The following is a 13,384-nucleotide window of genomic DNA, read 5'->3' on the forward strand; positions in this document are numbered from 1 at the left end:
AGGACGCTGAAGTTCAACCGCGCGACTGGCGGCGGCGGGTCTTGGGCGCTAGGGTAGGCGGGTGTACCCATCTCCGATTAAGGAAGCTCATGAGCGCATCAACCGTTTACGCCGACCTTGGCGATGTCCCGTATCAGGTAAGCCTGGCTGCCGGTGCCCAGCAGTGGCTGGCTGATGAGGGCCGCGAGCTGGGCGGCCACGACAGCGGTCCCAATCCGCATCAATTGCTGCTGTCGGCCCTTGGCGCCTGCACCGCAATCACCTTGTCGATGTATGCAAAACGCAAGGATTGGCCGCTGCACCATGTGCATGTGCAGCTGGACATCGTCAGTGAGGTGAAAAGCCCTGAAGTGCGCACCGAGATCAAGCGTGTGATCGAACTGCACGGTGATCTCGATGCGGCCCAGCGCGAGCGCCTGCTGGGCGTGGCCAATGCCTGTCCGGTGCACAAGCTGCTCAGCGGCAGCATCGTCATCGACAGTGAACTGAGCGACTAGCGCGATTCGCTCTTGAGCTTGGCGAAGCTTTTGCGCAGGTCGCTGGCCCAGCCGTCCAGCACTGGCTTGACGTTCTCCAGGGCCAGCTTGGAGGTGTTGTTTTCCAAGGCCTCGCCGGTGCCTTTGCGTACCACCTGAGCGATCACCTTGTTGTTGCTACCGTCGAGGAAGGCCGCCTCGGTGGCGATGTCCACTTCCTGGTCGCGGCCACCGGCGGCAGTGTTGACGGCGGCGGCCACCAGGGCGATGGGGATCACTTCGTAGGGCTTGAGGCCTTCGGTCTTGGTCGACACGGCGGTGATCGCCGGGCGCACCACCAGCACACCCGGGCCCGGACCCTGGGCCAAGGGCAGCTCGGCACCCAGTTCACGCTTGAGCGCGGTGTTGTAGTACTGGGTGATCTGCCCCAGGGTCTGCGGCGATATCGCCGCAGTGGGCTGGGGCTTGGGGTAGAACTGGCTGGGCTCGATATACACCTTGGTGAAGCGCGCGGCTTTCACCTGCGGGTCGATCCAGCGCATCACCGGCTGGCCGGAGATGCTTTCGGCGGGCTTGAGGCGGCTATAGTCCTTGAGAAACCCGGAATACTGGCTGGGGTCGACCCGGGAGCTGGCGCAACCGGCCAATACGATAAGGGCGGAGCAGAGCAGGGTGGAGCGCAAGGTGGGTTTCATCGACTTTCGTATCCTTGGCAATGACCGCACGGGGCAGGGGATTGATCGCCTGAACAACGCTAGCAGCTCTTGGCCAGGTCGCCAGCGATCAAGCGCAAAGCGCTCGTAAAGGATAGGTCTATGCAATACTTGTCGGTCCTTACCCGCCTCAGGACCCCGCAATGGACTTGCCCCGCCGCCTGCGCAGCAAACAGCTGAAACTCCACGCCCCGGAACTGACCTTTGCCGCGCAACTGCAGGCTGTGCTCAAGGCCAACTACGGCTTCCACCGTGAATTTCTGCCCTGGGCCCGCGACGACTGGACCCTGGAACAAGCGCGACAAAGCCTGCTTCAGGCCCGGCAGAACTGGGCAGCGCCCCAGGGCGAAAAACGCTATTACCTGTTCCTGGCCAGCGGCGAACTGATCGGCTGCCTGGGCGTGCGGCCGGATGCTCAGGGCAAGGTCGGCTTGGGCTACTGGATCGCCGAGGGCCATGCCCGGCAGGGCTTGATGACCGAGGCGCTGGAAACGCTGTTGCCGGTGCTGGAAGGTTCGCTGCTGTGGCTGACCACGTCGCCGGCGAATGTGGCCTGTCAGCGGCTGGCGGAAGGGCTGGGGTTCAGGCGGGTGGCTGCGGCGGGTGGGGCGAATGCGCGGTTGCGGTATGAGTTGAGGTGCTGATTCAAAGTCGGCGTTGCCTGGATTACGAGCGCTTCGCGCTCGATCGCTGGCAAGGCCAGCTCCCACAAGTTCAGCGTCACGCCGGCCACTGTGGGAGCTGGCTTGCCAGCGATGAGGCCGGCACAGCGCTAGCCAACCTCAGGTCCTAGGACCTATCCTACGCAGTCTGTCGATATCACGCGCTTGCCCGGGGAAGGTCTGCACACTAGGCTCGCTCGGTCACTGAATGTTCGGTGATCGGGTTTGGCGACCCGGACAAGTTAAGACATCACCATGACTCTCTATGGTGGCTGTGCGCGGGAGGGCTTCGGCCCTGCCGGGTTCCTAACTTACCGGTTCGCCAACCCGCGTACAGCTGCCACCCATTTTGTTTGGCGACGAAAGCGTGGCGGCTCCACAAGTTAGGAGTTGACCATGAAAAAGCTCGTCCCCGATCCCCCAAGCCTGCACCTCGCTGAAACCGTCGAAACCCCTGTCAATAGTTGCCCGGAGCACCCACCCTTGTTCAGCGTGTGCGCAGGTGTCAGCGCCGAAGACGCGCTGGTGCATGCCTTGCTGTACCTCAAGAGCGCCAGCGCCACTATTGGCCAGGCGGTGCAGCACTGCAGTGAGGAAGGACGAGGGTTTGTCTGGTCGGCCCAGCAATCGGTGGAGCTGGCCAGGGCGCTGGTGGATGCGTTGTTGGATGGGATTGAGTTGAGGGTGATGAAAGACTGATTCGGCGTTGCCTGGATCGCGGGGCAAGCCTGCTCCCACCGGGTGGTGCTGACCCCGCGATGATGTTAATTCTGTCGTTGTCTGGCGATAAGGGGTATTCAGCTTTACTGTAAAGAACTATCACTTTTGTCAGTTGTGCTTAAGCCCCAGGCATTGATACTGGGGACCTCGGCGTGGGCCTGGGCAATTGATTTCTGTGAGGTGGGTGATGAGTGTTCTGGATGATCAGTTCAATGAAGCAAAGTACAAAGTATCTAACTTAGAATCGAGGCCAACGGATGGTCAGTTGCTTGAACTCTACGGGTTGAGCAAACAAGCCATCGACGGGGATAACAATACGCTCCGTCCTGGAATGCTGGACTTTAGCGGCAAGGCGAAATGGGATGCCTGGAATAGTTTGAAGGGCACCGCTCAAGATGAAGCCAAGCAGCGTTATATCGATTTTGTCAGTAATCTTGCGTGAGATGTCCAAGTCTTCGGGTGGACTCGGTATAGCATCGCGGGGCAAGCCCACTCCTACAGGATCACATCAAACCGGTGGGAGCGGGCTTGCCCCGCGATGAGGCCGCAATCGTCAATCCTTGACCAACGCCCGCAACGCCGCTTTCGCCTCGGGCGTGTGCAGACGCTCGATAAACAGCAAGCCTTCACGTTGAACAGTGACCTCCAGCTCCTGCCGATGGGCATCCTTGAGCAAGCGCTTGCTGATCCGTAGCGCATCCTGCGGCAAGGCCTGCAGGCGCTCGGCCAGTTTGCGCGCCGCTGCCAGGCACTGCTCACCATCCTCATGCAGTTCATTGGCCAGGCCCCATTCAACGGCCTGTTCGCCCGTGAGCAGTTCATTGCATAGCAACAACCGCGCCGCACGCGCATGGCCGAGCAGCCGCGGTAGCAACAGGCTGGAACCAAACTCCGGGCACAAGCCCAGTGGCACGAACGGCATGCGCAGCTTGGCCGAACGACTCACCAGCACCTGGTCGCAGTGCAGCAGCAGGGTGGTGCCGATGCCGATGGCCGGCCCCGCCACCGCCGCAATCAATGGCTTGTCCAGGGCCATGACCAGCCGCATCAGGCGGAACACCGGGCTGTCCATGTCGCTGGGCGGGTTGTCGAGAAAGTCCTTCAGGTCGTTGCCGGCGCAAAAGCACTGCGGGCCACCGGTCAGCAGGATAACCTCGACTTCAGCGTCCTCAGTCGCTGCCAGCAACTGATCGCCCAGTTGCGTATACATCGCGGTGTTCAGCGCATTGAGCTTGTCTGGGCGGTTGAAGGTCAGGGTCAGCAGGCCCTGGTGCAGGTCCCGTGTGATCAACTCGTTCATGGCTTGCCTTTGTTGTTGTAGGTATCAGAACGTCGGCGGGGTGATCACCCAGATCACCACCGCATCCACCTCGCCAGGGTTGCCGTAACGGTGCGGCTCCTGGCTGGAAAAACTGAAGCTGTCGCCTTCGCTCAGCTGAAAATGCCGCTCGCCGACCCACAGCTCGAAACTGCCGGACAGCAGGTAGCCGGCTTCTTCGCCGTCGTGGCTGTAGCTTTGCTGGCTGTAGGTGCCCGGCGGGAAGCGCGAATGCAGAATCTCCAGCTGGCGGTTGGGTTGCGGGGTCAGCAACTGGTCGACGATACCGTCTTCGTAATGCACGCTCAGGCGGCTGTTCTTGCGCACCACGTAGCCGTTGTCTTCCGGGGCGGTGCTGGCTTCGCTGGCGAAGAACCACTGGATGGTCACGCCGAGGCTGCGGGCAATATTGAACAGCGCCGGGATCGACGGGTAGGAAAGGTTGCGCTCCAGCTGGCTGATGTAGCCGGCAGTCAGCTCGCTTTGCTCGGCAAGCTCGGCCAGGGTCATGCCGCGGCGCTTACGCAGGCCGCGGATGCGGGTGCCGAGAAAATGCGGGGCGCTGGTGCCTTCCTGGCTGGCGGCGGGCGGCGTCTTGCTGCTGTTGCTCATGGCGTGCTCCGAACCGCACTGTCAAAGCCCCGGAGTATAAACAGGCTTACAGGCTCCAGGCGACCTTCAAACCGTCGTAGACGGCTTCTTCCACCGTGCGCGGGGCCAGGCAGTCGCCAATGCGTTTCACCTCGACCAGGCCGTGCAGCTCGGCGGCGAGGCTATCGACCGGCTGATGGCCCTGACACAGCACCAGGGTGTCGATGTCTTCGAAGATCATCGGTTCGCCGCTGGCGGTGTGTTGCAGGTACACGGTGTTGTCGTCGCAGCCGTACAGGCGTGCATAGGGGGTGATCGGGATGCCCAGCTTGTGCAGCTCGCCGGCCATCTGGTCGCGTACGTACAGTGGCAGGCTTTCGCCGCAGTGGGTGCCGTTGACCGCCAGTTGCACCTGGTGGCCTTCACGCACCAGGCGCTCGGCGATGCCCGGGCCGATCCAGTCGCAGCGCCAGTCGACCACCAGCACCGAGCGCCCGGGCTTGGCCTCGCCGCGCAGGATTTGCCAAGCGTCGACCACCTGCAGTTCGCCGCCGCGCTCGAAGGCCGGCCAGTAAGGTTCGGCGCCGGTGGCGACGATCACCAGGTCGGGCTGCTCGCGCTCGACCAGGGCGCGATCCACGCGCGTGTTGCGCACCACCTTGACCCCGGCCAGGTGCATCTCCCGTTGCAGGTTGGTGCTGGCACCGCCGAACTCGGCCCGGCGCGGGAGCAGTTGCGCGAGCAACACCTGGCCGCCGAGCTGGGCGCTGGCTTCATACAAAGTGACGTCATGGCCACGCGCTGCGGCCACCGCCGCGGCTTTCATGCCGGCCGGGCCGCCACCGGCGATCATCACCCGCTTGCGTGTAGTCGCTGCCTGCAGGGTGCCGAACTGCTGCTCGCGCCCGGTTTCCGGATGCTGGATGCACGAGATTGGCAGGCCCTTGTGAAAATGTCCGATGCACGCCTGGTTGCAGGCGATGCAGGCGCGCACGTCTTCGGCGCGATCGCTGCGGGTTTTGTTGGGCATCTGCGGGTCGCAGATCAGCGCGCGGGTCATGCCGCAGACATCGGCCTGGCCACGGGCGAGGATCAGCTCCGCTTCCTGGGGCTGGTTGATGCGCCCGGTGACGAACAGCGGAATGCTCAGTTGCGCCTTGAAGGTCCCGGCCTCACGCGCCAGGTACGCCGCTTCGATGGCCATGGGCGGGACGATATGTACCGCGCCACCCAGCGACGCCGAGGTGCCGGCGACGATATGCACATAATCCAGCTCGGCCTGCAGCATCTTCACCGCCGCCAGCGATTCATCCTCGGTCAGGCCCTCGGCATCGCGCTCATCGGCGCTGATGCGCAGGCCGATGATGAAATCGTCTGCCGTCGCCGCACGTACCGCCGCGATCACTTCGCGGACAAAGCGCAGCCGCTGCTGCAACTCGCCGTTGTAGCCATCGCTGCGGCGGTTGACCCGTGGGTTGATGAATTGCGCGGGCAGGTAACCGTGGCTGGCAACCACCTCGACGCCATCGATGCCGGCCTGGTGCAGGCGCCGGGCCGCGGCGGCGTAACCGGCGACGATCTCGTCGATCATCCCCTGGTCCAGTGCCCGCGGCATCACCCGAAAGCGCTCGTTGGGCACCGCCGATGCCGAGTAGGCCACCGCCAGCAGGCCATCACTGGACTCCATGATTTCCCGCCCCGGGTGGAAAATCTGCGACAGCACCACGGTGCCATGGGCATGGCAGGTCTCGGCCAGCTGGCGGTAACCCTCGATACAGGCGTCGTCGGTGGCCATCAGCACGTGGGAGGTGTAGCGGGCGCTGTCGTGCACCCCGGCCACCTGCAGCACGATCAGGCCGACGCCGCCGGCGGCGCGGGCCTGGTGGTAGGCGATCAGGCGCTCGTTGACCAGGTTGTCGGTGGGCATCGAGGTGTCGTGTCCGCTGGACATGATGCGGTTCTTCAGGCGTTTGCCACGGATTTGCAGCGGTTCGAACAGGTGCGCGAAGGTCGACATGCGGGTCAGGCTCCAGCGGGGTGTTGTTATTATTTTTCTATAGAAGTGTACCGCCAGTAAAAAATCAACTTGTTTTTTTACTGGCCTTTGACTAGCGTGCAATCACCCCGGGTCCTGGGGCACACCTCACAACAACAAGAAAACGGGCCACGCATCACGTGGTACCGGCAAGAGGAACCATTGATGAAATCGAATCTGCTCAAGCGCTCTCCCTGGTTGTTCGCCCTTGCTGTCGGCGCCGTCCAGGCAGCACCGGACATGGTCGTGGTCGCCTACGGCGGCGCCGGCCAGAAAGCCCAGGATGCGGCGATCTTCAAGCCTTTCAGTGCCCAGGACGGCAGCACGTTGATCCAGAGCGAGTACAACGGCGAAATGGCCCGGATCAAGGTCATGGTCGATACCGGCAACGTCGACTGGGACCTGGTGCAGATCGAAGGCCCGGACCTGATGCGCGGCTGCGACGAGGGCATGTACGAGCGCCTCGACTGGACCCAGCTCGGCCGCGCCGAGCAGTTGATCCCCGATGCCGCCCAGGAGTGTGGCTCGGCGGTGCTGGTGTGGAGCGTGGCGATCGCCTACGACCGCAACAAGCTGGCCCAGGCACCGACCTCGTGGGCGGATTTCTGGGACGTCAAGAAAACCCCCGGCAAGCGCGGCCTGCGCAAGCGTGCGGTGTACAACCTGGAGTTCGCGCTGATGGCCGACGGGGTCAAGGTCGAGGACGTGTACAAGGTCCTGGCCACCCCCGAGGGGGTCGACCGCGCCTTCAACAAGCTCAGCGAGCTCAAGCCCTACATCCAGTGGTGGGAAGCCGGCGCGCAACCGGCGCAGTGGCTGAGCGCCGGTGACGTGGTCATGACCTCGACCTACAGCGGCCGGGTCGCCGTCGCCGCCCAGGAGGGCAGCCCGCTGGCCCTGGTGTGGCCCGGCAGCCTGTATGGCATGGACTACTGGGCGATCATCAAGGGCTCCAGGCATGTTGACCAGGCCAAGCGCCTGATCGCCTTCGCCAACCAGCCCGACACCCAGGTGCGCTACGTCAAGGAAATCCCCTACGGGCCGACCAACACCCAGGCCGCTGCCGAGCTAGATCCGAAGCTGGCCAGCTGGGTGCCGACCTCCAGGCAAAACCTTGAAGGCGCGTTGTCGATGAATGTCGAGTTCTGGGTCGATCATGGCGATGAGCTCGAGGAGCGTTTCAACGCCTGGGCCAGCCGCTGAACCCTCGCTGTGGCTGGACATCGAACGATGTCCAGCCCTATTGTCTGGCCAGCCTTTCGCCTGAGGACAACAATAATGACCGAGACCGAAATCCACCTGCGCCAGGAACTGGCCGCCTGCTACCGGTTGATCGCGCACTTTCGCATGACCGACCTGATCTTTACCCATATCTCGGTGCGCATTCCCGGCCCCGAGCATCATTTTCTGATCAACCCCTACGGCTTGATGTTCGATGAAATCAGCGCCTCCAACCTGGTCAAGATCGACCTGCAGGGCAAGGCGGTGGAGGCGTCGCCGTACCCGGTCAACCCGGCCGGTTTCGTTATCCACAGTGCCATCCATGGTGCCCGCGAGGATGCCCAGTGCGTGTTGCACACCCACACCAAGGCCGGTTGCGCGCTGGCGGCGCTCAAGTGCGGGTTGTTGCCGGTGAACCAGATTTCCATGGAGTTCCATGGCAAGGTTGCCTACCACGATTACGAAGGCATCGCCCTGGACATGGCCGAGCAAGTGCGCCTGGTCGATGACCTGGGTGACAAGGCGGTGCTGATTTTGCGCAACCATGGCTTGCTCAGCGTCGGGCGCAGTGTCAGCGAGGCGTTCCTGCGCATGTATTACCTGGAGAAAGCCTGCGAAATCCAGCTGACGGCGATGGCCGCCGGCGAGCTGGTGTTGCCGACGGAAGAGGTCTGCGCTCACACCGAACGCCAGTTCAACGAACCGGCGCGGGCCTTGAAGGAAGGCGAGTTGAGTGATCCGGACGGCATGCAGCTGGCCTGGTCGGCGTTGCTGCGCTTGCTGGAGCGGGTGGCGCCGGGCTATCGCGACTGATCAGCAGTTGTTGTACAGTCGTTCAATACGCAATCCTGTGGGAGCGGGCCTTGCCCCGCGATCTGCTGCAAAGCAGCAGTAAAACCTGTCGACACGGTGCAAACAGACACACCGCATTGGCCGTTTTTACGACCGCTTCGCGCTCGATCGCGGGGCAAGGCCCGCTCCCACCGGGTTCCTGCAACTCACTCTGTTCGAGAAACCCCATGACCCAGGAAGCCCGTTACAGCCGCATGGTCCCAGAGCTACGCAAGGCCAACCTGGTCGAAGCGACCCTGGTGTGTTTGAAGCGGCACGGCTTCCAGGGCGCCTCGATTCGCAAGATCTCCGCCGAGGCCGGCGTCTCGGTGGGGCTGATCAGCCACCACTATTCAGGCAAGGACGAACTGGTCGCCGAGGCTTACATGGCGGTCACCGGCCGGGTCATGGGCCTGATCCGCGAAGCCATGGCCCAAGCCGCGCCCAATGCCCGCGAGCGGCTGTCGGCATTCTTTCGCGCCTCCTTCTGCGCCGAACTGCTCGACCCGCAGTTGCTGGATGCCTGGCTGGCGTTCTGGGGCGCGGTGAAAACCGCCGAAGCGATCAACCAGGTGCACGATCACTCCTACGGCGAATACCGCAACGAACTGGGCCGGCTGCTGGCTGAGCTGGCCGCGGAAGAGGGCTGGCAGGCCTTCAACGCCGACCTGGCAGCCATCAGCCTGAGCGCCTTGCTCGACGGTCTGTGGCTGGAATCCGGGCTCAACCCGGGCACCTTCACCCCGGAGCAGGGCGTGCAAATCTGCGAGGCCTGGGTCGATGGCCTGCAGGCCGGTGGCCGCCGGCGCTTCACTCTGACCGAGGGCTGTTGATCGGTCGTTCAGTAATGGGTACGCTGCTGTCGCGGGTTTCACAACAACACCTATAACAAGAGACAACACGCAATGACGCCTCGGGTACTGGTCGTCGATGACGATCCGCTTATTCGCGACTTGCTGCACGCCTACCTGTCCCAGGAAGGCTACGACGTGCACTGCGCCGCCACGGCGGAGCAGGCCGAGCATTTTCTCGCCGAGCAGGCTGTCGACCTGGTCATGCTCGACATCCGCCTGCCGGGCAAGGACGGCCTGACCCTAACTCGCGAACTGCGGGTGCGCTCGGAAGTCGGCATCATCCTCATCACCGGGCGCAACGACGACATCGACCGTATCGTCGGTCTGGAATGCGGCGCCGACGACTACGTGATCAAACCGCTGAACCCGCGCGAGCTGGTGTCGCGGGCCAAGAACCTGGTGCGCCGGGTGCGCCATGCCCAGGCCGGCAAGCCGCCCAGCGCCGCCAATCACCCGCTCAAGCAGTTTGCCGACTGGGCCCTGGACACCGACCGGCGGCGCCTGATCGACCCGCAGGGCGGCGAAACCTTGCTGACCCACGGCGAATTTCAGCTGCTCAGCGTGTTCCTGCGCAACAGCGGCCATACCCTGAGCCGCGACCAGTTGATGGACCAGATCCGCAACCGCGAATGGGTGCCCAACGACCGCTCCATCGACGTGCTGGTCGGCCGCCTGCGGCGCAAGCTGCACGACGACCCGGCCGAACCGCAGCTGATCATTACCATTCACGGCGCCGGTTACCTGTTTACTGCCAGCGTGGCGGCCTGATCATATGTGGCGGCTGCTCTGGCTCGCCATGCTGATGCCCGGCGCCCAGGCCCAGGCGGCCGAGCGCGTCCGCTATTGCGACTACCCGGTGTACCCGCCGATTTCCTGGAGCGACGGCAAGCAGGTGCGCGGCCTGGCGCCGACCGTGGTGCGCCAGCTGTTCGCGCGCCTGGGCTATGAGGTGGAGATCGTCGTGCTGGGCAACTGGAAGCGCTGCCTGCTCGATGCCGCCGAAGGCCGGGTCGACGTGGTGCTGGCCTACAACAGCGACCAGCGCGATCAGGGCATGCGCTTTTCCACGGTGCCGGTGCTGCGCGAGGAGGTGGCAGTGTTCTTCAATCGCCAGCGGCCGGTGACCTTCGAGCGCCTTGAAGACCTGGCCAGCTACCGCGGCGGGCTGTTGTTCGGCGAAAGCTACGGGCCTGACTTCGACCGCTTCGTCGCCCGTCACCAGAACATCGAATGGGTCTCCGACAGCCAGCAGAACTTCGGCAAGCTGATTCGCGGGCGTATCGACTTCGTCATCCAGGAGCGGCGCACCGGCCAGCTGTTCGTCGAGCATCTGCCCGGCGCCAAGGACATCCAGGCCTTGCCCACCGCGCTGAGCGTCGACTACCTGCGGGTGGCGGTATCGCGGCATTCGCCCTTGAGCCAGCACATGGCGCAGATCGACGAGCAACTGCAGCGCATGACCGACAACGGCGAGATCCAGCGCTGGCTGGAGCAGAGCGAAGTCACCTACCGCGACATGGTCAACCTGCCGGCAGACGCCAAATGATGCGCCTGCAACCCGGTGGCCTGCTGCGGCGCCTGCTGTTGTTCATCTTGCTGTTCAGCCTGTGCTTTACCGTGCTGGCCAGCACCGTGCAGCTGTATTTCGAGTACCGCCGCGAGATGCGCGACATCGACGCGCGCATGGCGTTGATTCGCGCCGGTTACCTGGCAAGCCTTGAACGCAGCCTCTGGGACCTCAACCAGGAGCAGTTGAAGGTGCAGTTGCGCGGCCTGGTGGACTTCTCGGATGTGGCGCGGGTACGCCTGAGCAGTGCCGACTTCGACTTGCTACAGGGCGAAGCGACGCCACAAGGGCCGCTGCGCATCGAGCGTTTCGCCCTGGACTATCAACCGCCTTCCGGGCCGTTGCGCCACCTTGGCGAGCTGGAGGTCAGCATCGACCTGGGTGCGGTGCACCGGCGCCTGTTCGCCACCGGGCTGACCAGCCTGCTGTGGATGAGCGTGTTCCTCTGCGGCCTGGCGGTGGCGTTGTCGGGCTTGTTTTACCGCCTGGTCACTCGCCATTTGCAGGTGATGGCCGAGTTTGCCCGGCGCATCGGCGCGGGCGACTGGCAAGAGCCGCTGCGCCTGGACAAACGCCGCTCGGCCCGCGCAGACGAAATCGACACCGTGGCCCACGCCCTGGACGACATGCGCCGGGCCATTCTCAGTGATATCGACCGCCGTGAAGTCGACCGCCTGGCCTTGCAGGACAAGCGCGACGAGCTGCAGAAGATGGTCGAGCGGCGCACTGCCAGCCTGATGCGCGCCAAGGATGATGCCGAAGCGGCGAACCTGGCCAAGTCGCGCTTCCTGGCGACCATGAGCCATGAACTGCGCACCCCGCTCAACGGCATCCTCGGCATGGCCGAATTATTGCGCGAGGCTGATCTCGACGCCCAGGACCGCAAGCGCCTGGATGCCCTGTACAAGGCCGGCGAAGGCTTGCTGACCATCCTCAACGAAGTGCTGTACTTTGCCCGCCTGGAGGAGGGCGAAAGCCACCCGGAAGCGGTGGATTTCTCCCTGCGCCAACTGTGCGACGAGGTCATGACCCTGCTCGAACCGCGGGCCCTGAACAACGACACGGTGTTGCGCTGTCGCATCGATACCCAGTTGGGGCCACGTCAACACGGCGCCGAACAGTTCCTGCGCCAGGTGCTCAGCAACCTGCTGGCCAACGCCATCAAGTTCACCGAGGCCGGTGAGGTGAGTGTCGAGGTCCAGGTGCTGGGCCAGGAGCAAGGCCAGCAGCAGCTGCGGGTCAGTGTTCGCGACAACGGCATCGGCATCGACCCGGCGGTGCAAGGGCGGATTTTCGATCGCTTCGTCCAGGCCAGCGAAGCCGTGGCCCGGCGCTATGGCGGCACTGGCCTGGGCCTGGCGATCTGCAAACACCTGGTGGAACTGCTCGGCGGGCGCATCGGCCTGGACAGTGCCGAGGGGCAGGGCAGTTGTTTCTGGTTCGAATTGAGCCTGCACACGGCGGCAGCGCAGGCTGCAACCGTGCCGCCGGTAGAGCCGGTGCACGCCCTGGATATCCTGGTGGTCGAAGACGTCGAACTGAACCGCGACGTGGTGCGCGGCCTGCTGCAGCGCGACGGGCACCGGTTGTGGATGGCCGAGGACGGGGAACAGGCCATGGTCCTCTGTGCGCAGCGGTGCTACGACCTGATCCTGCTCGACGTGCATCTGCCGGGTATCAGCGGGGTCGAGCTGTGCCGGCAGATCCGCCGCACCCCCGGGCCAAACCGCGCTTGCCGGATCCTGGCGCTGACCGCCAGTGTGCAGCCGGCGCTGGTGCGCGGTTACCTGGCGGCGGGCATGCAGGGCATCCTCGCCAAGCCGCTGAAGCTCGACAGTTTGCGCCAGGCATTGGCGCAACAGCGGCAGGTGGTCGAGGCCCCGGTGGCCGGGCAGGGCATGGACTGGGCGCTGCTCGATACCCATCGCAGCTTGCTCGGTGAACAGAAAGTCCAGGGTTTGCTGACGGTGCTGCGTGATGCCATCGAGCAGCATCAGGATGCCCTGGCCGAAGCGCTCAAGGCCGGCGACTGCACCGACGTCGCGCATCTGGCTCATCGCCTCGCCGGCAGTAGTGATTCCCTCGGTTTTCGCGGCCTGGCGACGGTACTGCGGGAACTGGAAGAGGCGGCGTTGAACAAGGCCCCGGCAGCCTTGCAGGCCCTGCAAACGCCCTTGGCCGAGCAATTGCGCCTGGCCGACGAAACCCTGAAACAGCTGATCCAGCGCTGACGTACAAAAACCTTACGACTTTTTACATCTTCGATCTTTACGTACAACGCCACCTTACATCGCTTTCCAATAATCGACGGCAACCGCTGCCCGCGGTCTTCGAAGCTTATTGGAGATAATAATAATGAACTGCCGTAAAGCTCAGCCGTCCCCGCACCATCGCCT

Annotated in this window: 14 protein-coding genes; 10 read left to right on the forward strand and 4 right to left on the reverse strand. The window is 63.8% G+C overall.

The genetic code is table 11. The features are described from left to right. Positions 1–89: 89 nt before the first annotated feature. Entirely contained in the window at positions 90–497 is a 408-nt protein-coding gene (locus LOY45_RS12630; RefSeq protein WP_134062564.1) for an OsmC family protein, read from the forward strand. Here the strand turns inward: LOY45_RS12630 and LOY45_RS12635 are convergent. After that, on the reverse strand, positions 494–1,171 hold the full coding sequence (locus tag LOY45_RS12635) for a DUF3313 domain-containing protein (protein ID WP_115086533.1): 678 nt from the start codon (positions 1,169–1,171) through the stop codon (positions 494–496). The two genes, LOY45_RS12630 and LOY45_RS12635, sit on opposite strands and share 4 nt — an antisense overlap. A gap of 161 nt (positions 1,172–1,332) precedes the next feature. Between LOY45_RS12635 and LOY45_RS12640 the strand changes: the two genes are divergently transcribed. From LOY45_RS12640 to LOY45_RS12650, 3 genes are all read left to right on the forward strand, one after another. Next, positions 1,333–1,833, forward strand: coding sequence for a GNAT family N-acetyltransferase (locus LOY45_RS12640; RefSeq protein ID WP_258579231.1), 501 nt, complete (start codon positions 1,333–1,335; stop codon positions 1,831–1,833). Between the two features lie 414 nt (positions 1,834–2,247). After that, positions 2,248–2,550, forward strand: a complete 303-nt coding sequence (locus LOY45_RS12645) for a DUF6124 family protein (protein ID WP_115086535.1) — start codon at positions 2,248–2,250, stop codon at positions 2,548–2,550. 208 nt (positions 2,551–2,758) lie between these two features. Next, complete coding sequence (locus LOY45_RS12650) at positions 2,759–3,013, forward strand: acyl-CoA-binding protein (RefSeq protein WP_115086536.1); 255 nt, start codon at positions 2,759–2,761, stop codon at positions 3,011–3,013. A 111-nt stretch (positions 3,014–3,124) separates the two neighbouring features. Here the strand turns inward: LOY45_RS12650 and LOY45_RS12655 are convergent, their stop codons facing one another. The 3 genes from LOY45_RS12655 to LOY45_RS12665 are packed head-to-tail and all read right to left on the reverse strand — an operon-like array spanning position 3,125 to position 6,497. After that, entirely contained in the window at positions 3,125–3,871 is a 747-nt protein-coding gene (locus tag LOY45_RS12655) for an enoyl-CoA hydratase (protein WP_115086537.1), read from the reverse strand. A 24-nt stretch (positions 3,872–3,895) separates the two neighbouring features. Continuing rightward, a complete protein-coding gene (locus tag LOY45_RS12660) occupies positions 3,896–4,501 on the reverse strand; it encodes a helix-turn-helix domain-containing protein (RefSeq protein ID WP_115086538.1) in 606 nt (201 codons plus the stop codon). A 46-nt stretch (positions 4,502–4,547) separates the two neighbouring features. Beyond that, on the reverse strand, positions 4,548–6,497 hold the full coding sequence (locus LOY45_RS12665) for an oxidoreductase (protein ID WP_115086539.1): 1,950 nt from the start codon (positions 6,495–6,497) through the stop codon (positions 4,548–4,550). Positions 6,498–6,680: 183 nt separating this feature from the next. Here LOY45_RS12665 and LOY45_RS12670 point away from each other — a divergent pair, with 183 nt between their 5' ends. The 6 genes from LOY45_RS12670 (at position 6,681) to LOY45_RS12695 (ending at position 13,219) form a co-directional block, all read left to right on the forward strand. Next, positions 6,681–7,718: an ABC transporter substrate-binding protein gene (locus LOY45_RS12670; RefSeq protein ID WP_115086540.1), complete on the forward strand. Its 1,038-nt coding sequence runs from the start codon at positions 6,681–6,683 to the stop codon at positions 7,716–7,718. A 75-nt stretch (positions 7,719–7,793) separates the two neighbouring features. Continuing rightward, entirely contained in the window at positions 7,794–8,549 is a 756-nt protein-coding gene (locus tag LOY45_RS12675) for a class II aldolase/adducin family protein (protein ID WP_233673406.1), read from the forward strand. A 206-nt stretch (positions 8,550–8,755) separates the two neighbouring features. After that, positions 8,756–9,400, forward strand: a complete 645-nt coding sequence (locus tag LOY45_RS12680; RefSeq protein ID WP_115086542.1) for a TetR family transcriptional regulator C-terminal domain-containing protein — start codon at positions 8,756–8,758, stop codon at positions 9,398–9,400. A 72-nt stretch (positions 9,401–9,472) separates the two neighbouring features. Further along, positions 9,473–10,189, forward strand: coding sequence for a response regulator (locus LOY45_RS12685; RefSeq protein WP_134062574.1), 717 nt, complete (start codon positions 9,473–9,475; stop codon positions 10,187–10,189). A 4-nt stretch (positions 10,190–10,193) separates the two neighbouring features. After that, positions 10,194–10,967 (forward strand): substrate-binding periplasmic protein, encoded by a 774-nt coding sequence (locus LOY45_RS12690; RefSeq protein WP_258579232.1) that lies wholly within the window; start codon positions 10,194–10,196, stop codon positions 10,965–10,967. Beyond that, complete coding sequence (locus LOY45_RS12695; protein WP_258579233.1) at positions 10,964–13,219, forward strand: ATP-binding protein; 2,256 nt, start codon at positions 10,964–10,966, stop codon at positions 13,217–13,219. Before LOY45_RS12690 ends, LOY45_RS12695 begins: the two co-directional genes overlap by 4 nt. Positions 13,220–13,384 lie beyond the last annotated feature (165 nt).

The organism is Pseudomonas wadenswilerensis (genome assembly GCF_024749185.1).
Taxonomy (GTDB): domain Bacteria; phylum Pseudomonadota; class Gammaproteobacteria; order Pseudomonadales; family Pseudomonadaceae; genus Aquipseudomonas; species Aquipseudomonas wadenswilerensis.

Excerpts from the sequence above, each read along its gene's own strand:
- LOY45_RS12630 (WP_134062564.1), top strand. The coding sequence starts at position 90 with ATGAGCGCATCAACCGTTTACGCCGACCTTGGCGATGTCCCGTATCAG.
- LOY45_RS12635 (WP_115086533.1), bottom strand. The coding sequence starts at position 1,171 with ATGAAACCCACCTTGCGCTCCACCCTGCTCTGCTCCGCCCTTATCGTA.
- LOY45_RS12640 (WP_258579231.1), top strand. The coding sequence starts at position 1,333 with ATGGACTTGCCCCGCCGCCTGCGCAGCAAACAGCTGAAACTCCACGCC.
- LOY45_RS12645 (WP_115086535.1), top strand. The coding sequence starts at position 2,248 with ATGAAAAAGCTCGTCCCCGATCCCCCAAGCCTGCACCTCGCTGAAACC.
- LOY45_RS12650 (WP_115086536.1), top strand. The coding sequence starts at position 2,759 with ATGAGTGTTCTGGATGATCAGTTCAATGAAGCAAAGTACAAAGTATCT.
- LOY45_RS12655 (WP_115086537.1), bottom strand. The coding sequence starts at position 3,871 with ATGAACGAGTTGATCACACGGGACCTGCACCAGGGCCTGCTGACCCTG.
- LOY45_RS12660 (WP_115086538.1), bottom strand. The coding sequence starts at position 4,501 with ATGAGCAACAGCAGCAAGACGCCGCCCGCCGCCAGCCAGGAAGGCACC.
- LOY45_RS12665 (WP_115086539.1), bottom strand. The coding sequence starts at position 6,497 with ATGTCGACCTTCGCGCACCTGTTCGAACCGCTGCAAATCCGTGGCAAA.
- LOY45_RS12670 (WP_115086540.1), top strand. The coding sequence starts at position 6,681 with ATGAAATCGAATCTGCTCAAGCGCTCTCCCTGGTTGTTCGCCCTTGCT.
- LOY45_RS12675 (WP_233673406.1), top strand. The coding sequence starts at position 7,794 with ATGACCGAGACCGAAATCCACCTGCGCCAGGAACTGGCCGCCTGCTAC.
- LOY45_RS12680 (WP_115086542.1), top strand. The coding sequence starts at position 8,756 with ATGACCCAGGAAGCCCGTTACAGCCGCATGGTCCCAGAGCTACGCAAG.
- LOY45_RS12685 (WP_134062574.1), top strand. The coding sequence starts at position 9,473 with ATGACGCCTCGGGTACTGGTCGTCGATGACGATCCGCTTATTCGCGAC.
- LOY45_RS12690 (WP_258579232.1), top strand. The coding sequence starts at position 10,194 with ATGTGGCGGCTGCTCTGGCTCGCCATGCTGATGCCCGGCGCCCAGGCC.
- LOY45_RS12695 (WP_258579233.1), top strand. The coding sequence starts at position 10,964 with ATGATGCGCCTGCAACCCGGTGGCCTGCTGCGGCGCCTGCTGTTGTTC.